General features: G+C 51.3%; 17 protein-coding genes. 10 read left to right on the top strand and 7 right to left on the bottom strand.

Annotated elements, in window-relative coordinates; genetic code table 11:
• Positions 1-17 precede the first annotated feature (17 nt).
• On the bottom strand, positions 18-1,589 hold the full coding sequence (locus tag DG177_RS02060) for a sensor histidine kinase (protein WP_337658436.1): 1,572 nt from the start codon (positions 1,587-1,589) through the stop codon (positions 18-20).
• Positions 1,590-1,846: 257 nt separating this feature from the next.
• Here DG177_RS02060 and DG177_RS02055 point away from each other — a divergent pair, with 257 nt between their 5' ends.
• Positions 1,847-2,320 (top strand): Lrp/AsnC ligand binding domain-containing protein, encoded by a 474-nt coding sequence (locus DG177_RS02055; protein WP_108809967.1) that lies wholly within the window; start codon positions 1,847-1,849, stop codon positions 2,318-2,320.
• Positions 2,321-2,384: 64 nt separating this feature from the next.
• Here the strand turns inward: DG177_RS02055 and DG177_RS02050 are convergent, their stop codons facing one another.
• The gene (locus DG177_RS02050; RefSeq protein ID WP_108809966.1) at positions 2,385-3,677 is read right to left on the bottom strand and encodes a tetratricopeptide repeat protein; all 1,293 of its coding nucleotides are present in this window, start codon (positions 3,675-3,677) and stop codon (positions 2,385-2,387) included.
• 217 nt (positions 3,678-3,894) lie between these two features.
• On the opposite strand from DG177_RS02050, the gene yaaA reads away from it, so the two are divergent.
• From yaaA to DG177_RS02025, 5 genes are all read left to right on the top strand, one after another.
• Complete coding sequence (gene yaaA / locus DG177_RS02045; protein ID WP_108809965.1) at positions 3,895-4,653, top strand: peroxide stress protein YaaA; 759 nt, start codon at positions 3,895-3,897, stop codon at positions 4,651-4,653.
• Complete coding sequence (locus DG177_RS02040) at positions 4,650-5,354, top strand: SDR family NAD(P)-dependent oxidoreductase (protein WP_108809964.1); 705 nt, start codon at positions 4,650-4,652, stop codon at positions 5,352-5,354. The genes yaaA and DG177_RS02040 overlap by 4 nt, the downstream gene beginning before the upstream one ends.
• A 118-nt stretch (positions 5,355-5,472) precedes the next feature.
• Positions 5,473-8,220 (top strand): DNA gyrase subunit A, encoded by a 2,748-nt coding sequence (gene gyrA / locus DG177_RS02035; RefSeq protein ID WP_108809963.1) that lies wholly within the window; start codon positions 5,473-5,475, stop codon positions 8,218-8,220.
• Positions 8,217-8,753 (top strand): GNAT family N-acetyltransferase, encoded by a 537-nt coding sequence (locus DG177_RS02030; RefSeq protein WP_108809962.1) that lies wholly within the window; start codon positions 8,217-8,219, stop codon positions 8,751-8,753. The genes gyrA and DG177_RS02030 overlap by 4 nt, the downstream gene beginning before the upstream one ends.
• A gap of 38 nt (positions 8,754-8,791) precedes the next feature.
• Positions 8,792-9,634: a TauD/TfdA family dioxygenase gene (locus tag DG177_RS02025; protein WP_108809961.1), complete on the top strand. Its 843-nt coding sequence runs from the start codon at positions 8,792-8,794 to the stop codon at positions 9,632-9,634.
• On the opposite strand, the gene DG177_RS02020 is transcribed toward DG177_RS02025, so the two are convergent.
• Positions 9,631-10,296 carry a lysoplasmalogenase family protein gene (locus tag DG177_RS02020; protein ID WP_108809960.1) on the bottom strand — a complete coding sequence of 222 codons (666 nt, stop codon included), beginning with the start codon at positions 10,294-10,296 and terminating at the stop codon, positions 9,631-9,633. The genes DG177_RS02025 and DG177_RS02020 overlap by 4 nt on opposite strands.
• Positions 10,297-10,368: 72 nt before the next feature.
• Between DG177_RS02020 and trmFO the strand changes: the two genes are divergently transcribed.
• Positions 10,369-11,718, top strand: a complete 1,350-nt coding sequence (trmFO, locus tag DG177_RS02015; protein WP_108809959.1) for a methylenetetrahydrofolate--tRNA-(uracil(54)-C(5))-methyltransferase (FADH(2)-oxidizing) TrmFO — start codon at positions 10,369-10,371, stop codon at positions 11,716-11,718.
• Between the two features lie 6 nt (positions 11,719-11,724).
• On the opposite strand, the gene DG177_RS02010 is transcribed toward trmFO, so the two are convergent.
• Positions 11,725-12,192: a hypothetical protein gene (locus DG177_RS02010; RefSeq protein WP_108809958.1), complete on the bottom strand. Its 468-nt coding sequence runs from the start codon at positions 12,190-12,192 to the stop codon at positions 11,725-11,727.
• 35 nt (positions 12,193-12,227) lie between these two features.
• Positions 12,228-12,899 carry a squalene/phytoene synthase family protein gene (locus tag DG177_RS02005; protein WP_337658435.1) on the bottom strand — a complete coding sequence of 224 codons (672 nt, stop codon included), beginning with the start codon at positions 12,897-12,899 and terminating at the stop codon, positions 12,228-12,230.
• A gap of 154 nt (positions 12,900-13,053) precedes the next feature.
• On the opposite strand from DG177_RS02005, the gene DG177_RS02000 reads away from it, so the two are divergent.
• From DG177_RS02000 to DG177_RS01990, 3 genes are read left to right on the top strand one after another with little or no spacing between them, the layout of a single operon-like run.
• Complete coding sequence (locus tag DG177_RS02000; RefSeq protein ID WP_337658434.1) at positions 13,054-15,063, top strand: TadE/TadG family type IV pilus assembly protein; 2,010 nt, start codon at positions 13,054-13,056, stop codon at positions 15,061-15,063.
• On the top strand, positions 15,063-15,656 hold the full coding sequence (locus tag DG177_RS01995) for a TadE/TadG family type IV pilus assembly protein (RefSeq protein WP_337658433.1): 594 nt from the start codon (positions 15,063-15,065) through the stop codon (positions 15,654-15,656). Before DG177_RS02000 ends, DG177_RS01995 begins: the two co-directional genes overlap by 1 nt.
• Position 15,657: 1 nt before the next feature.
• A complete protein-coding gene (locus tag DG177_RS01990; protein WP_337658432.1) occupies positions 15,658-16,368 on the top strand; it encodes a TadE/TadG family type IV pilus assembly protein in 711 nt (236 codons plus the stop codon).
• 9 nt (positions 16,369-16,377) lie between these two features.
• On the opposite strand, the gene DG177_RS01985 is transcribed toward DG177_RS01990, so the two are convergent.
• Together DG177_RS01985 and pdhA are read right to left on the bottom strand one after the other, a co-directional pair.
• Positions 16,378-17,751 carry a pyruvate dehydrogenase complex E1 component subunit beta gene (locus tag DG177_RS01985; RefSeq protein WP_108809954.1) on the bottom strand — a complete coding sequence of 458 codons (1,374 nt, stop codon included), beginning with the start codon at positions 17,749-17,751 and terminating at the stop codon, positions 16,378-16,380.
• Positions 17,751-18,848: a pyruvate dehydrogenase (acetyl-transferring) E1 component subunit alpha gene (pdhA, locus tag DG177_RS01980; RefSeq protein ID WP_108809953.1), complete on the bottom strand. Its 1,098-nt coding sequence runs from the start codon at positions 18,846-18,848 to the stop codon at positions 17,751-17,753. The genes DG177_RS01985 and pdhA overlap by 1 nt, the downstream gene beginning before the upstream one ends.
• Between the last annotated feature and the right edge of the window lie 98 nt (positions 18,849-18,946).

Here is an 18,946-nt window from a genome sequence, read left to right as displayed (position 1 = left end):
TCCCTACTCAAATCAGACTATTCAGATTCAGTTTCTCTTATGTTGAGTTCGCTAGTCGCCACTGCTGGTAGGGTCAAGCCAATCTTGTCGTCTGTAATTGATAGGGCGCCATTGGCCGATTTTGCTAGATTCCGCACCAAACGAAGAGAAAAACCGAGCCCCAATAGAGGTGCGTCACTAACATCCCCTTCGATGCCTTGCGAAGGATCAAGCAACTCGTCTTCGGGAACTCCGGCGATTCGTGAGGGCCGAGACAAGCTGAAAAAGTTGACTGGCTGCGCACCAATCCGCGTTCGCAGGTCTGCCTTCAATTCCTCACCATTTTCACACGCGATTATCGCAGCCGATAGCAGGCGTGCAAAAATCCGTTCCACCGAATCGCTGTCCAGTGCAAATGGACGGAGAGGTTCCGCTTTGTTGATATGCAAATCAACGGACTTACTTTCGGTAAGACTTTGCAGTCTCTGGGCCAGACGATCGAGTAACCACTCAGGTTCTGTCACCCCTGACAGGCTTTCCATTTGGCCAGCATCGATTTTCGCCGCAATATCCAGATCCTCGAAACCGGTGAGCAGACGCTGCGCCTCATCAGAAATATTGCGTGACAGAGTTCGATATTCAAATGAAGCTGGCCCAAAAAGTTGCTGCTCGATAATTTCACTAAATCCAATAATCGCGTTCAACGGCGTGCGCAGTTCATGGATCAGCTGCTGCAACTGCTCGCGGCGTTCCACATCTAGACTATTGTGACCCGCATCCTCTGCGGCATTGGGTCGCCGCATGACGCCACGATATCCTTTGAACCTGCCTGTTTCATCGCCAAAATAGGGGATGGCAGACATCCGCCAGTCCCCTGCGACAATGGGTGCGCCGCACAAACGCATGCGCGCATTTTCAAGAGGCATTCTTTGCCTAAATGCCGCCGCTCCATACGCATCCGGACCGGGCCCATCGTCAAATGTGGGTTCCGCAATGGTTACACCGACAATAGCTCCTTTAGGCGGTCCTTCTGCCCAGATTATTGTCCCGCTATCGTCGGTTTCAAAATTGATCGCATCGATCGTTTCCACGAAATAGCTGCGATGTTCGATATCCGTAGATGGCGGTGTTTCTGTTGGTCGGTTGCGTTGATAGTCTTCAATTTTGGCGACCAGCGAGCTGATTTGAGACGTTTCTGTACTTTCTGTATCAACCTCTTCTTGTACCGGATCCTGGGAAACCAGTGTTAATCGATCCGGCACATCTGCGCCTTCGGATGGGTTGATGTTCAGCGCCTCGTTGGTCAGAGGTCCCAAATCGGTGCGCCTACGCAAACTATACTGACCTCGTGGTGACAATTGCGGGATAACGTCAGTCCATTCTTCATCGGTCAAATCAGCAGCCAGAACAGCTGCATCACAGACAGGATCACTGTCGGCGCAGAGATAGACTAGCAACGGAGCAGACCGCAAACGACCACCCAAAGCCATAACCGCGGACACACGATCATTTTCTGATACCCGGTCATGCAGGTCGCGCAGTCGGGTCAATCCGGATTGAACGTCTTCATTAACAAGGCGACCTGGCTTTTGTGCCATTAGGTCGGCCACTTGTCTCCATTGCAGAGCCGCCGCATTCCCATCTGGAAACGGCCCTTTTAATACTGTCTTCAGGCGATCATCGTAGCGCAAATGGTGTTCCGTCGTAGTCAGTTTGAATGTTTGTTAACAAGTTGATAACGCCAACATCCTGATACCGTAACCCCAGAATATGCCGCGTCACAATGTGGGACAAGTGAGCAAGCATTGCGTGGCGCGCTAATTATATTATAACCAGAATATGATTCGCGAACGGAAATTGCACATACATGACTGACATAAATCTCGATGAAATTGATCTACAAATTCTGGAACGCCTCCAAAATGAAGGCCGCATTACCAATGTGGAACTTGCACAAAGCGTAGGTCTGACAGCTCCGCCTTGTTTGCGGCGCATGAGGGCATTGGAAGATAGTGGAATTATTACCGCATATCATGCTGCGGTAGATCCTGCCAAAATGGGCTTCACCATCACCGTTTTTGCTATGGTCAGCTTAAAAAGTCAGGCAGAATCTGATTTGCAAGCCTTTGAAGAACATGTCGAACAGCTCCCGGAAGTTCGCGAATGCTACATGCTTAATGGCGAGATTGATTTCATGCTGAAAGTTGTTGCGAAAGATCTGCAGGAATTTCAGAGCTTTTTAACGAGCAAGCTTACTTCTGCACCTAATGTTGCGAGTGTCAAAACATCATTGACCATCAGATCAGCCAAGAACTTGCCTGGGGTACCCATTGGCGATTAGTTGTCATCCAGACAAAAAAAAGGGCGCTCTAGGCGCCCTTTTTCATATCATTAACAGAAGGCGGTTAGCCAGCAGTGGGCGTCGCTGCGGGTGCCGCTCCGGCAGCCTGCTGGTTAATCCAGAGCGCCCAGAAGTCAGCAATGCTTTTACGCGTTCCGGTCACACTGGAAAAAGCCTGTTTAGCGCCATCCCAGTTGCTTTGACCAACATGAGCAATGCCAAGCCCCATTTGCGCGCGCGCTGTATCAACGCCGCCCTTGGTTAAGGCTGCCTGATAAAGCGCCGCCGCTTTTCCATAGTCTTCGTAACCCAGTAGAGCATCGGCCGTCGCTAAAGCGATTTTACCGTTCGCAGAGCGATTGGCATCGCGTTCCGATGCCACCAAACTGGCCTTGTCAGCTGCGACTGATCCTCGCGCAGCGGCAAGTGTTTCTTTCACGTAAGAGCTGGAAGATGGAACGTCACCTTTAGCAAGCCCCTCTTCCAGAAGAGAAACAACTTCACCAGGAAGTCTTCGCGGATCAGCTGCGTCAGCATATTCGAAATAATCACGCTCACTTTCCATTGCATCCGCTTTACGCATCAGGCGCATTAACTCGAGATTTTCTTGGTTGGACAACTTTGGGTTGGCTGAATCGCGATAAACAGACAACGCTGCGCGCCAATTTTCGCCCGTTGGATAGGCTTCAACAAGCTTATAAGTCCACTTGCCCGCTGCTCCATTGACATTGTTTTTCATCGCCATGCCTGCCCCGCGGCGATACCAATCTTCAGGTGCCTTGTTGCCTGCTGATTTCTGCGCTTCAAGCGCGTTATCCAGAGCCGAAAGACCTTGCTGAATCTTGTTTTCCTTGAAGTAGGCCTCGGCAATCAAGGCTCCGATATTATTCTGACGGTAGCCTGCATCATAGGCTTGTTGCAGCTTTTGCTGCGCTTCTGCAAAACGTCCTGCGCTGTAGGCAAAGTTACCAGAGAAGAACAGGAATGAGGGTTGCTGCTCAGCAGATGTTTTCCCGCTGGCCAGCGAGGCATTGATCCCCTGCTCTTGCAAGCCGGTATCCTTCAAGGTCGATCCCAGTTGAATCGCCAATTGACCAGCAATAAACTGGTCATCACCGGTAAGTGGCTGCGCCAATAGCGCTTCGACCAAAGGTTTGGCAGTTGCTGGTGCTTCGCCGCCCATTGCTTCCTGAATCGCAGCGACCTGTGGTCGAATCTCTTTGCTGATTTCAAGCTTGGGAGCTTTTTCTTTTTTCTTTTTTTTCTGCGCATGCGCCTCTTGCGGCACAGCAGAGATGGCTAGTGTTCCAGCAGCAGCCAGCGCAACAGCCATAGAAAAATGAGATAGAAAACGCATAAAATTCCTCCGAATAAAACTTTGTTGTTACCGAACCCGTATCGGATTTTCGAATATGGTTGCACCATAAACTGTCTTGGCTTTATTACCAAGTTTCACATGCTTTTATAGTGTGAATCCGCTGAATAGTGGTTGAACGGAGCCATCCACAAACGCCGTTCGGCGTCGATTAAATGTATAAGAATGTAAATTCCCTGAATTATGAGGTTCGTATAACGTGATTGCCATTATCTCCCCTGCCAAGTCCCTGGATTTTGAAAGCGCCCTTCCGGCCCATCGATCCACAGAAAACAGATTTCCTGAGGAAACTGCGCGTCTTGCCGGTGCAATATCAAACCTCTCCAAAAAGAAACTCAAATCGATCATGCCGGTTTCCGACAATCTGATTGATCTAAACCATGGCCGCTATAACCAGTTTTTTGACCAACCGGAGCGCTCCGCCATTTTTGCCTATAATGGCGACGTCTACAGCGGTTTTGAGGCCCAAAGCCTGAGCACAGAGGGTCTGGACTTTGCACAAAGCCATTTGCGGATTTTATCCGGCCTCTATGGCTTGCTGCGTCCATTTGACCCAATCAGGCCTCATCGACTGGAAATGGGCACGAAATGGGCGCCGCGCTACAAAAAACTGACTGATTTCTGGAAAGACAAGATTGCTGCGGAACTGGCGAAAGACCTTGAAGGAACAAATGACCGGATAATTGTCAATCTCGCGAGCAACGAATATTGGGCAGCGGTAAAACCACATACAAGTAAACTGAACGCACGTATTATCGAGATTGATTTCCGCAAAGACGGCCCCGACGGACCAAAGTTCATCAGCTTTGAAGCCAAGCGCGCTCGTGGTATGATGGCGCGCTATATCTGCGAGAACCACCTGCATGATGCTGAAACGCTGAAAAATTTCGATAGTGACGGTTATCGGTTTGATGCTGAGGCTAGTACCGAGGATAGTCTGCGCTTCGTACGATCATGAGAAGCAAGACAGCTGTTGTCATAGGTGCGTCCGGAGGCATCGGCAGAGCTATGGCTGACATGTTGGATCAGGAGGATGAATATGACCATGTCATCCGCTTCTCCCGAGGGAGCAATAGCCCGGTATCGTTAGACCTGACGTCCGAAGACTCCATTGCATCAGCGGCGAACTGGCTCAAAGAACAGTCGTTAATGCCTTTTTTGATCTTTGTTGCCTCTGGCCTGCTGCACAACGAGCGGAAAGGGCCGGAAAAGAGCATGAAGGAACTAGATGCCGACTGGCTGCAGGAAAATTATCAAATCAATGCAGTCGGTCCCGCCCTTGTTGCCAAACATTTCCTGCCATTAATGCCAAAAGACGAGATTATAAAATTTGCTGCGATTTCAGCACGCGTCGGCAGTATATCCGATAATCGACTGGGCGGGTGGTACGGCTATCGCGCTGCCAAAGCGGCGCTCAACATGATTATTCGAAACCTTTCAATCGAATGGAAGCGCCAGAACAAACGCAGCATCATTGTCGCCCTGCATCCCGGGACGGTCGACACCGGTCTTAGCAAGCCATTTCAAGGCAATGTAGCACCGGGAAAACTCTTTGATGCAGAGCGCGCTGCGGTGCAGTTACTCGACGTTCTGGATGGCCTAAAACCGGTCGACAGTGGCAAGATTTTCGCCTGGGACAGCGAAGAAATCAAACCCTGAATTCTGCCGCAGTTTTTTAATGTAAATTTGGCCTGAAAAGCTGGCTTTTCCAAGTGACTTCCCCTAGAAGAATCAACATTAAAATTCCCGCCAGAAAACCAAGAAAAAAGGCCCGTTTGTGAACGAACAAACCACAGCACCAGAACCTTCCGATATTGAACCGATTGATATCGTCGATGAAATGAAATCCAGCTACATGGACTACGCCATGTCGGTGATTGTCAGCCGCGCCCTGCCCGACGTGCGGGACGGTCTGAAGCCAGTTCATCGGCGGATATTGTTTGCCTCTCAGGAAGGCGGGTTTGTGGCCGGTCGGCCTTACCGCAAAAGCGCAAAAATCGTGGGCGACGTAATGGGCAATTACCATCCCCATGGTGATAGCGCGATCTACATGGCGCTTGCACGGATGACACAAGACTGGTCGATGCGGGTACCTTTGATCGATGGTCAGGGTAATTTCGGTTCTATGGACCCGGATATGCCGGCCTCGATGCGTTATACCGAGGCACGGCTAAACAAGGTTGCCAACAGCCTGCTCAATGATCTTGACAAGGATACGGTCGATTTCACCGACAATTACGATGGCAGCCGTCAGGAACCTTCCGTCCTGCCAGCTCGCTTCCCTAATCTGCTGGTCAACGGTGCCGGCGGCATCGCGGTTGGTATGGCAACCAATATTCCGCCTCACAACCTGGGAGAGGTGATCAATGCCTGCCTCGCGTTTATCGAGAAACCCGGCATTACAGTGGATGAATTGATCGAGATCATTCCCGGTCCGGACTTCCCGACAGCACCACTCATTCTTGGTCAATCAGGCGCTAGGGCCGCCTACAAGGATGGCCGCGGTTCGATCATGATGCGCGCGCGACATGAAATCGAGGAAGGGCGCGGCGACAAGCGCTCGATTGTCCTAACATCAATTCCCTTCCAAGTGGGCAAATCCGCGCTTGTCGAGAAGATCGCCGAGGCTGCCAAGGATAAACGGATTGAGGGTGTCTCTGATATTCGCGATGAATCCAGTCGCGCCGGTGTGCGCGTTGTCGTCGACCTCAAACGCGACGCGACCGCTGATGTAGTGCTCAACCAGATATGGCGTTTCACCCCTGCCCAATCCAGCTTCCCGGCCAATATGCTCGCGATTCGTGGCGGCCGCCCTGAAGTCCTTAATCTGCGCGATATTATTGAGGCGTTCGTCAAATTCCGCGAAGAAGTCATCACCCGGCGGACCAAGTTTGAACTGAACAAAGCCCGTGAACGGGCGCATGTTTTGCTCGGCCTTGTGGTCGCCGTGACCAATATGGATGAAGTGGTCCGGATCATTCGTGGATCATCTACACCGGCAGAAGCACGCGATACCTTGCTCGCTAAGGAATGGCCGATTGCCGAGATTGCTGGCTATATCAAGCTGGTTGAAGCGATTGAGACCGAAGTTGAGGGCGACAGTTACAAGCTTTCTCCCGTCCAAGTGAAAGCAATTTTGGACCTGCGTTTGCAGAAACTAACCGCTCTTGGCCGTGAAGAAATTGGCGATGAGTTAAAAGAACTTGCGGCGGCAATCGAAGAATATCTCTCAATATTGGCAGATCGCGTCAAACTCTATGCGGTAATGCGGGAAGAGCTGGAAACGGTGCGTGATGAGTTTGCGACTCCACGTGTCAGCGAGATTACCGCGGCCTGGGACGGTCTTGAGGACGAGGATCTGATGGAACGAGCCGAAATGGTCGTTACCGTGACTCATGGCGGTTATATCAAGCGAACACCACTAGACACCTTCCGTGCACAGCGCCGTGGCGGCAAAGGCCGTGCTGGCATGGCAACGAAGGATGAAGACGCCATTACCGAGTTGTTCGTCACATCAACGCACACGCCGGTATTGTTCTTCTCCACTCATGGCAAAGTTTATCGCCTGAAAGTCTGGAAACTGCCTGAAGGCGGACCCCAGACGAAAGGACGGCCTATGGTCAATCTGTTGCCACTGGCCGATGGCGAAACCATCTCGACCGTATTGCCCTTACCGGAAGACGAAGCGGAATGGGCCAAATTGCACGTAATGTTCGCCACTGCAAAAGGCGGTGTACGCCGGAACAGTATGGACAGCTTTACCAACGTCCCATCCAACGGCAAATTCGCCATGAAATTTGACGAAGATAGCGATGATCATCTGATCGGGGTGGAGCTACTTACTGATGATGATGATGTCCTGCTCGCGACGAAAAATGGCAAGGCTATCCGATTTGCTGGCGATGCGGTCCGTTCGTTCCAGAGCCGTACATCCACCGGTGTGCGCGGGATTGCACTAAAAGGCGACGATGAAGTGATATCGCTTTCAGTATTGCGCGGATTTGAGGCGTCCACAGAAGAACGTGATCAATATCTCAAAGCGGCACCATGGAAAGAGAATGAAAATACATCGGAACTCTCGCCTGAACGCCTCGGTGAGTTTGCCGAGAACGAGGATTTCATTCTGACGGTTTGTGCCAATGGTTATGGCAAACGCTCCAGTGCATTTGAATATCGTCAGTCTGGTCGCGGCGGTCAGGGCATTTTGAACATCGATAATATCAAGCGCAATGGCACAGTCATCGCAAGTTTTGAGGCAAAGAACGAAGAACAGATCATGCTTGTCACCGATCAAGCCAAACTCATCCGTATGAAGGTGGCAGATATGCGGGTAATTGGCCGTAACAGTTCTGGTGTGAAGCTATTTGATGTCTCACCGGGTGAAACCGTAGTTGGAGCAGCCAAGATCGATGAGGAAGACGATCCGGAAAACGAAGCCGAAGAACTGGTAGCAGAAGAACTGAACGCTGATACTCCGCAGGAAACATCGTTAGAACCTGATGCCGGGGATGACCCCGAAACATGACCCCTGGCGCGCCGAACTTTGTAATAAAGGACGGCGCGCTAAGCTGGCCAGAAATCGCAGACATGCGGGAGCGGATTTATCCACCAGAGGAGCTGGTCAACACTCCGATGCATGGAATAGAATGGTCCCATGCCCAAAGACGCGTTCTGCTTTATATCGACGATGCGGTCAGGGCAGTTGCCGGTATCCACGAACGCGAAGTTCTATGTGATGGCCAAAAAACGGCCGTCGCTGGAATTGGCGGTGTTATGACAGAACCGGAATTTCAAGGTCAGGGCCTCGGCAAGCTGGTCGTGCTCCGTCTTGTCGATCTTTTGAAAACAGAAGCCAATTGTGCTTTCAGCCTCTTGTTCTGCGAAGATCATAATGTCGACTTTTACGCCAAAATGGGCTGGCTCCGCTTCGAAGGCAACCTTGTGGTCGAACAGCATGGTCAAAGCGGCCCATTTGCATTTCGCAACACCATGGTTCTACCCGTCACTAAACCGGCCCAAGTAACAGGCCATATAGATTTATGCGGTCTGCCGTGGTGATGATTCATTGCCAGCACGGGGATTAAGAGGAGGATCATATGTCCATCACTATCACACCTTCGGGTCAAGCCTGCGGCGCTGCCGTCACCGGCATTGATCTGTCGGAGGATCTAGACGAGAATCAAGTGGCTGAGATTCGTTCAGCTTGGTTGGACCATCATGTACTCGCTTTTCCCGACCAACAATTGTCTGACGATGATCTGGAGCGCTTTACACTCTATTTTGGCGGGTTTGGTCACGATCCCTTTTTCGATCCGATTGAAGGCCGCGAACATATCGCTGCAATTCAGCGCAAAGCCCACGAAACATCGCCTCTTTTTGCCGAAAATTGGCACAGTGACTGGAGTTTTCAGGAGCATCCGCCTGCTGGCACCTGCTTGCGAGGAATAGACATCCCACCAATTGGTGGCGATACCCTGTTTGCCAATCAGCATGCGGCTCTCGATGCTATGCCTTCAGAAATGCGGGCAAAACTGGAGGGCAAAACTGCGATCCACAGCGCTCAGTTGGCTTATGCGCCTGATGGAACTTATGGCGACAAGGATGAAGAGCGCAGCATGGCCATTCGTCCGGACGAATCCGCGCGCGCGACCCAGCTTCATCCTCTCGTCCGTAATCATCCTGAAACTGGCCGACCCGGACTGTTCAGTTGCCTAGGATATATTATCGGTTTTGAAGGCATGACCCAACAAGAAGCGCTGCCTCTTTTGACAGAGCTTTATGCCTGGCAAAGCAGGGATGAGTTTGTCTATCGCCACAAATGGGAGCCCGATATGCTTTTGATGTGGGACAATCGATCAGTGCTACATTGCGCAACCGGTGGCTATGAAGGACATGACAGGTTGCTTCATCGCACCACCATATCCGCTTTTGGTCACTAAGGGTTGGGCACATGCATTTCTTTGCGCAATGTTCGAACAACACCGGTGACGATTAAAAACTGACCGACATAATAGAGTGGCCATATCGTCCAGGATGGAATGGGAGATCCCTGCAGAAAACCCATTTCGGCAAAGATGAACAGGTCAGAGATCACAAACATCAGGGCGCCGATCCCAACCCGATAGCGCGGAAAGCTGCTGGTCCAGGCCATTGCCGCCATGACCGCTAGGAAAAGACTGTAGACCGCTATACCCAAGGCTTCGCTCCGGTCAAATGGCAATGACCAAGCAATGAACATCGTTATAGGTACAAGTAGTATCGCTAACAGCTTCTGACTGAACGCAGTAGATTCGCGCCGATGTCGCGAATAGAGCCAGATCGCAATACAATGACCAATTATAAAGGCCCCTGCCCCCGCCATGAGGTCAATCTCGATCAGCATATCACCAAGCGCGCCAAAAGCCATGACGCCAGCAATCAGCTTTCCTTCAAAATTATGGGCCCGCCTGATTGCATAGACCGCCAGGAAACCAACCGCTGCGCCCTTCCACAACATCAGATACATTCCCGGGAAGTTGCTGTCCTTCACAAAAAAATAGCTGATCCCAAACAACAGGCTGAGCAGCAAATAAGGCCGGGACTCGATGATCGCGCGTTTCATATTGAACGCCTATCATGCTCTCCTGCTCTCTGCCAGATTGACTTTTGCGCGATCCCGCAACACAGAGACGCGATGACACAGGTACATATTATAGGTGGCGGCCTCGCCGGTTCAGAAGCAGCATGGCAATTGGCGCAGGCGGGTATAAAGGTACGTCTGTCCGAAATGCGGGGATCCGGCGACATGACGCCCGCGCATCAGACCGATGGTCTGGCGGAATTGGTCTGCTCGAACAGTTTCCGCTCGGATGATGCGGAGAAAAACGCGGTTGGGCTACTCCATGCGGAAATGCGTGATCTTGGCTCGATCATCATGGGTGAAGGCGACAAGCATAGGCTTCCCGCTGGTTCAGCACTGGCTGTGGACCGTGATCATTTCTCTGATGGCGTCACCAAAGCGCTCAGCGAGCATCCGAACATCGAGATTGTCCGCGAACGGATCGATCAGCTGCCTGAAGACGGTCTGACGATTGTCGCTACCGGCCCACTGACCGCCATGACGCTCGCGCAAAACATTGGCGCGGCGACGGGTGAAGACTCGCTCGCTTTCTTCGACGCCATCGCTCCGATCGTCTATAAGGACAGCATCAACATGGACATTGCATGGATGCAATCGCGCTGGGATAAGGTCGGTCCTGAAGGTGATGGCAAGGATTACATCAATTGTCCGATGGACCGCGATCAGTATGAAGCGTTCATACAGGGATTGCTTGACGGCGAAAAAACTGACTTCAAGGAGTGGGAGAAGAATACACCCTATTTTGAAGGGTGTATGCCAATTGAAGTCATGGCGTCACGCGGGCCGGAAACTCTGCGATTTGGGCCTATGAAACCGGTTGGATTGACCAATGCGCATACGAATGAAAGTGCCTATGCTGTGGTACAATTGCGGCAGGATAATGCGCTCGGAACGCTTTGGAATATGGTCGGTTTCCAGACAAAACTGAAATATGGCGCACAAGCTGACCTGCTTCGTTCAATCCCTGGTCTGGAAAATGCGGAGTTCGCGCGTATGGGTGGTTTGCATCGCAATACGTTCATCAATGCTCCCAAACTTCTGGACAAGGAAATGCGCCTACGAAACGCACCGCACATCCGCTTTGCGGGCCAGATCACCGGTTGCGAAGGCTATGTCGAAAGTGCCGCAGTTGGATTGATGGTTGGTCGTATGGCGGCGGCAGAAATTAAGGGAGAGCCTTTCACCTATCCTCCTGAAACTACAGCTTTTGGAGCACTGCTGTCACACATTACAGGCGGTGCAGACGCGCAGGACTATCAACCGATGAATGTCAATTTTGGACTATTTCCTCCGTTTGAGCAAAGAGTGAAAAAGAAAGAGCGAAAGGAAGCCTATACCACGCGTGCGCGAAAGGATTTTGCGGACTGGCAGCAATTGTCTGTCGGAGAACCAGAAGCGGCTTAAGCTTCTTCAGCATTTGCAGCGCGATGTATTCCGTTTTGGCCGTGTGGTTCTGAATTCCATTCTGGTAAGCGCACCATTGCTATCCTGATCCGCTCCGGTGAAGCGGTCACTCGTAACAGCCGCCCATTCCTCGAATGTCAGCAGATTATTGTCATCTTTATCCAGCGCCTTGAACGCTTTGGTTCGACTACTCATGAGTTCAAGCCGGGTGATTATCTCATCGCGATTGCGATCGTAGCGATTGAAACGGCGTTCTTCGCGCGATGCTTTGTAAGCTTTGGGCGGGGTCGGCGGCGGCGGACCAACTGCCGGAGCACTCTCATCAGCTTCCGGCAAACCTTCTTCCTCAACTGGTTCTGGAGGAGGCGGGGCATCAGGTATCGTTACTTCTTGCCCATTGACGCCAATCCACAAGAAGAGGCCAGCGATTATCATAAACATCATGCTGCCGGCGCCGGCGACATATCGTTTCATAAGTCACGGGCTCCTTCTCGCTGTCCAGACTGGTGTTAACAGCCGGTTACGCCGTGCCAGATGATCATACTTGCGACCTTGGGCCGATATAGGTCGGCTGTTAACGTGCCTGTTTTTACATCTCGCTGCGCCAATTTACAGAGAATAGAGAGCGGCCGTCCGCTTCTGTCAAACCGGACCGACGATACCGAATCAAAAAGGCTGCTGCATCTAGAGAAAGCCTCTTCTCTCATCTGCGTATCTGTACAATGTCGGGCAAAATCCCATAGCGCCCAGCCTTGGGCTGCTATTCTCTGGATCTCGGTTAATTCTCGATCAGCACCAAGTACAAAGCGAAATACACTTTCCCCGCGCTTTGTCGCATATTGATCAAATTGCCGGTCATCCCAAGGAAAGTCATCTAGCAACACAGCCCACCCTTCAACGAGATCCAGTAAGGGTCCCAGATCGGCTCCCTGCTCTTCAACCGAATTGATCAACGCAACGAGCGGTTCTCCTGCCGGACGATCAACGATGGGCTTGGTTAAATTATCCCGCCACCAGGTTAACCGCATTTGTCCAATCAATGTTTCAGAGGTGGACCGGATAACCTCCGCAAATCTGGAGTCCAATGCAAAAACAAGGGCATAACGTTCGCGATCGAGCTTCTTTGCATAGGCCAAAACCAGTCGCCGCAACGGATCAAGTTGTAAAACCGCATCATTCATGCCGATGCCGTCCACAGTTTTCCGGCGAAAATCAAGGTAAAGATTGCTTTAACCATAGCCCTTGGTCAGCCGCTAACCCTTTTTTCTTTATCAGACACGCTGAATTGAAATCCACCGGCGTGAATTGATGACGCATAGATCAGAGGCCAGGGGCATGGTTGATAATAACGAGATAAAATCGCGAGTGTCATTTTTGCAAAAGTTACGCAAGGATACTGCGGGTAATACATTGGCGATGGCGGCTGCGGCCCTCTTCCCAATTGCCGGCTTGGTCGGCGGCGGTGTGGACATTGGCCGCGCCTATATGGCGCAGGCCCGCCTCCAGCAGGCATGTGACGCTGGCGTTCTCGCCGCGCGGCGCAACATGACCCAGGATACATTGACTGCGGATGACTTGGATGAAGCCAATAAGTTTTTTGCATTCAACTTTCCGGAAGGGTCTTTTGGGTCAACCGCCTTTGACGCGACGATTACAGACAGCGATGGCACCGAAGTTTCAAAAAACAAGGTGGCCTTTACGGACGGTTCCGGCGTCAGGGTCGTCAATGGCGAGGCGCAAACCACTATCAGAACGACATTAATGCGTGTTTTTGGTTACGAGAATATGGTAATCGAAACAGATTGCACCAGTCGTCTTGATGTCGGTAACGTTGACGTTATGATGGTACTCGACGTTACCGGTTCTATGGGTAGCAACGTAACGGATGGCGGCACCAGACTGGATGCTTTGAAAGTCGCAGTTGAAGACTTTTATGGAATATTGGGCCCCGGTGGCGGTGTTTCAAACGAACAGATCCGTTACGGCTTTGTGCCTTATTCAAGCACCGTCAATGTCGGAGAGATCTTATACGATGCCGATCCAACCTGGCTTATCGGGGGAACAGCGGGTGATCGGGAGACTTATCAGACCCGTAAAGCGACGTTCGAAGTGGAAGATAAAACCGCTGCTGGCTACACCATTGTTGAAAACGAGTTTGTCGAATCGTTAGCACAACTCGATGGACCGGAGTGTACAGACCGGTATGCAAACAACCTCAATGTTGAGTCCTATTTTGTTCCAAACCCATCCGGTGATCCGCTCCTTATTTCCGAGACAAGAACCGGAAATATTAAAACGCGTGTCGTAGATACTTTTGACTATAGGTCCTGGGATGGCAGTACGGCTGCACCGCCGGCTGGAGCGGTTGGCTCTGCCTTTTGGCGCCAGTGTGAACGCACCCGTACCAGAACAACGGAAGAGATACCCGTTGTCCAAGTAGACAAATGGCAGTCAGGAGCTGTCCGTATTACAGATTGGTCTTATGATGCAGAGACGCACGACGTTTATGACTATGTCCGTTCTATCAAGCCTGCGAATCCTGCTGCACAGAATCCAACCACCGACGGTGAGGATCTGGAGCGTTGGGACGGTTGCATCGTCGAACGCAATTCCAATACATCTATAACCACGGCCACAACAGCTATTCCGACGGATGCGCTTGATCTGCAAATTGATCTGTTGCCAACTGATGCGAATTCCAGATGGGCCCCATTCTGGCGGGATTTGAAATATGACCGTGCAAACACAAATCCAGCGACATCGGGATCCAAAATTGCCCTGAGTGGCGATTCTGCAGCCTGTCCGGCTCCTGCCAGGAAACTGCAGTCCTATGCAACCTATGATGATGGTTCTTCAAATGATCTGGAAAGCTATATCTCCGGATTGCAGGATGGTGGTTTCACCAATCATACCATTGGCATGATCTGGGGCGCTCGTTTGCTGTCGGAAGATGGACTGTTCCAAGCTGAGAATTCAACCGCACCAAATGGTTTTAGCATTGGCCGGCACGTTGTGTTTATGACTGATGGTAACATGGTAATCCGGCAGACCAACTACGGTGCTTATGGGTATCAGAAACTCGATAGCAGCATCGCGGCAGCAAATGCCGGCGACGCTGAATTGGCAGCACGTCAGGCCCATCGCTTCCAGTTAATGTGCGCAGCTGTCCGGGCGAAGGGTTGGACTGTCTGGGTCGTTCAATTTGGTACTGCCACGGTGTCAGCGAACATGTTGGCCTGTGCTAGCAGCCCGGGTAACGCCGCGGCAGCAACCGATAGAGCAACATTGCAAGCTGCTTTCTCGAACATTGCCCAGAAAATCGGTGGATTGAGGTTGTCAAACTGATGAATATACAATCTAGACTTTCTCGCCTGAACCGCGACCAAGATGGCGCAACACTGATGGAATTTGGCTTAATCGCCGGTCCCCTGATTGCGCTGCTGCTGGGAATCATGGAAATTGGCTATCAGGGCTATATCGACACTTTGTCAAAATCCGTGATGCACAAGGTCGCGCGCCAAGCCTCGGTTGGCGGCAAAACCGAAGACGACATCAAAGCCGACGTTATAAAGGGATTGGGTCCGCTTCTGCTGAAAAATGCGACAGTAGAGGTCAAAGTCCGTAGCTATTTTGAGTTTACCAATATCGGTAAACCGGAAAAGCTAACCACTGATCTCAATAGCGACGGTAACCTCGATAGCGGAGATTGCTATCTTGATGGCAATGGTAACGGCGTATTTGATGTGAATACCGGCACTATCGGTACCGGTGGGCCCGACGATATTGTGAACTATGAAATCACGATCGATTCTCCGCGAATATTTCCGCTGGCCGGTATGTTTGGCGGCAGCAAAAGAATGACCAGCTACAACGCTACGGCGGTCCGAAACCAACCTTTTGGTACCCAGGTCGCCGATCCAGAATTGTGTGAGCCTTGATATGAAAAATATTTTGAGAGAATTTAAGCCAAAGAAAATTGTACCTGACAACCGGGCAACCCGGTTTCTCGGTAAACTCCATCAGGACAAGAGCGGCCTGGCGCTGATAGAATTTGCATTCGTTGCGCCATTCATGCTGACGATCGGCCTTACCGGAATGGAGACGGCCAATCTCGCTGTTGGTCATTTGCAAGTCAGTCAGGTCGCCATGCTTGTCGCGGATAACGCATCACGTGTCCGCAATACTATTGATGAGGCCGATATTCGGGAAATTTTCACCGGCGCCCATCTGACTGGCAGCAGCATCGACTTCTCGCCTAATGCCAGAATTATTCTGTCTAATCTGGAGCATAATGGCCTAGCCGGTGCCGATGAAGGGCAATGGATCCGCTGGCAGCGTTGTTACGGCGGCAATACAGCCTATTCGTCCACTTTTGGTGCTGAGGGCGACGGAGAAACCGACGCATCTCTGGCCACAGGGATTGGGCCCACCGGCAAGAAAATCACGGCTACACCTGCATCAGCGGTCAACTTTGTTGAGGTCATATACGACTACAAGCCACTGATATCAGACCGGTTTTTTGGAAATATTGTTATCCGTTACGAAAGCGCATTTGTTGCCCGCGAACGCAACGATCATGCAATGCGCAACGCCAGCAACATTGCAAACGGACAACTGTGGCGTTGTAACCGTTACGACGTGATAACCTGAGCCAGATTTCTAACTGTAACAAACTTTCTTGGCGGCAGCGATAATACGATCGCTGTCAATGAGTGCGGCTTTTTCCAAATTCGCGGCATAGGGCAACGGCACATCTTCGTTGGTCACACGCATGACCGGCGCGTCAAGGTCATCAAAGCCTTGCTCCATGCACAGTGAAACGATCTCGCTTGCTATCGAACAGGTTGGCCACCCTTCTTCAGCAACCACTAAGCGGTTCGTTTTCGCCAGGCTATTCAGCACGGTCTCGGTATCGAGAGGCCGCAATGTCCGTAAGTCTATAACCTCCGCATCAATCCCTTCATCCGCAAGTGCATCCGCCGCTTCCAGAGCAAGCCCGACACCTATGGAATAGCTTATAATCGTGACATCCGTACCTTCCCGCATGATCCGCGCCTTGCCGATTGGCAGGACATAATCATCAATTTCCGGTATCTCGAAGGACCGGCCATAAAGCAGTTCATTCTCCAGAAAAACAACTGGATCGGGGCACCGGATCGCCGCTTTCATCAAACCTTTGGCATCTGCTGCGTCATAGGGGGCGATAACTATCAATCCGGGAACACTGGCATACCATGGCCCATAATTCTGGCTATGCTGTGCACCAACACGCGATGCAGCACCATTGGGACCGCGAAAAACAATAGGGCAGCGCATTTGACCGCCAGACATGTAATTGGTCTTCGCTGCGGAATTGATGATATGGTCAATCGCCTGCATCGCGAAATTGAAGGTCATGAACTCCACAATAGGCTTTAATCCGCCCATAGCTGCACCGGCTCCAATGCCGGCGAAACCATGTTCGGTAATGGGCGTATCGATTACGCGCTTGCCACCGAACTCATCAAGGAGGCCTTGCGTTACTTTGTAGGCCCCCTGATACTCAGCGACCTCCTCACCCATCACAAATACAGAGTCATCGGTGCGCATTTCTTCCGCCATCGCATCCCGCAAGGCTTCACGCACAGTTATCGCAGTCATCGATGTACCTTCGGGAATAGCCGGATCACTTGCCCGAGATACTGTAGAAGGCTTAGTTGTATCAGATGCAGTCTCTGTCGCAGGTTCAGGAGTGCTTTCAACCTTAGCTTTAGGTGTTTGAGCCGGCGCTGGCGTGGCACTTTCCTCTTCGTCCTCGCCAGTCATTTCGGCAATAACCGTTCCAACAGCAACTTCATCGGTACCCTCTGCGATCAGGATCTTTGAGATAACCCCTTCGTCCACAGCTTCAAATTCCATCGTAGCTTTGTCGGTTTCAATCTCTGCCAGAATATCTCCAGAGCTTACCTCATCACCTTCTTTAACAAGCCATTTGGCCAAGGTGCCCTCTTCCATCGTTGGCGACAGCGCTGGCATTTTCAACTCAATCGCCATCAATATTGCTCCACCAAAACGTCAGTATAAAGTTCAGAAAGTTCCGGTTCTGGCGATTCCTCGGCGAAATCTGCCGCCTCCAAAACCGTTTTGCGTACTTTCTTGTCCAGCGCCTTCAAATCTTCTTCTTTGACGCCCTGTTTTAAAAGCATGGCTTTCAGCCGCTCAATCGGATCAGATTTTTCGCGCACATCTTGCACTTCATCCCGGCTGCGATATTTTGCCGGATCAGACATCGAGTGGCCGCGATAGCGATAGGTTTTCAGTTCCATCAAGACTGGCCCTTTGCCGCCGCGCACATATTTCAGAGCTTCTTCAACAGCCCCTCGCACCGCAAGAACATCCATGCCGTCAACTTGAACTCCCGGAATCCGAAAACTCTCTCCACGGCGATACAACTGATCCTCGGACGAGGAACGATTGACACTGGTACCCATGGCATATTGATTGTTTTCAATCACGAAAATCACTGGCAGTTTCCACAGCTCTGCCATGTTGAAACTCTCGTAAACCTGCCCCTGATTGGAAGCGCCATCTCCGAAATAGGCCAGGCAAACACCGCCATCTTCTTTATATTTATGTCCGAAGGCTAAACCTGTTCCCAATGATACTTGCGCTCCGACAATACCATGCCCCCCATAGAAACCATGCTCGACAGAGAACATGTGCATCGAGCCGCCCTTGCCTTTTGAAATGCCGGATGCCCGTCCCGTCAACTCCGCCATAACAATATTGGGATCGATACCGCAGGCGAGCATATGACCATGGTCGCGATAGCCGGTAATGACACTATCCTTACCCGGCTCAATCGCCGATTGCAATCCGGTAACCACAGCTTCCTGACCGATATACAGATGGCAAAAACCACCAATTAGACCAAGGCCATAAAGCTGCCCCGCCTTTTCCTCGAAGCGACGGATGAGCAGCATTTGCTCATAAAACTCCATCAACTCCGTTTTGTTCGCCTTGTAAATCGGAGTTTTCAGAACAGGCAGGCGACTTGCTGGTTTGGCCGCAGTCTTTTTCGGCGTTGCTTTGGTAGCCCTCTTTGCCGGGACCTTTGATTTTGATGAGGCTTTCTGGGGAGTTTTTGCCACGCTTGCAGTTTCCTGTCTCTTTAATTTTGCAGCACCATAAACAGATAGGCAGAATTTCCCAAGCCTTATACGCTGGAAAAGATACAAAATTTCAGAAT

It is taken from the genome of Sphingorhabdus sp. Alg231-15 (assembly GCF_900149705.1).
Taxonomy (GTDB): Bacteria; Pseudomonadota; Alphaproteobacteria; order Sphingomonadales; family Sphingomonadaceae; genus Parasphingorhabdus.
The sequence above is the reverse complement of the archived record's forward strand: the minus strand, read 5'-3'. Positions and strand labels throughout refer to the sequence as shown.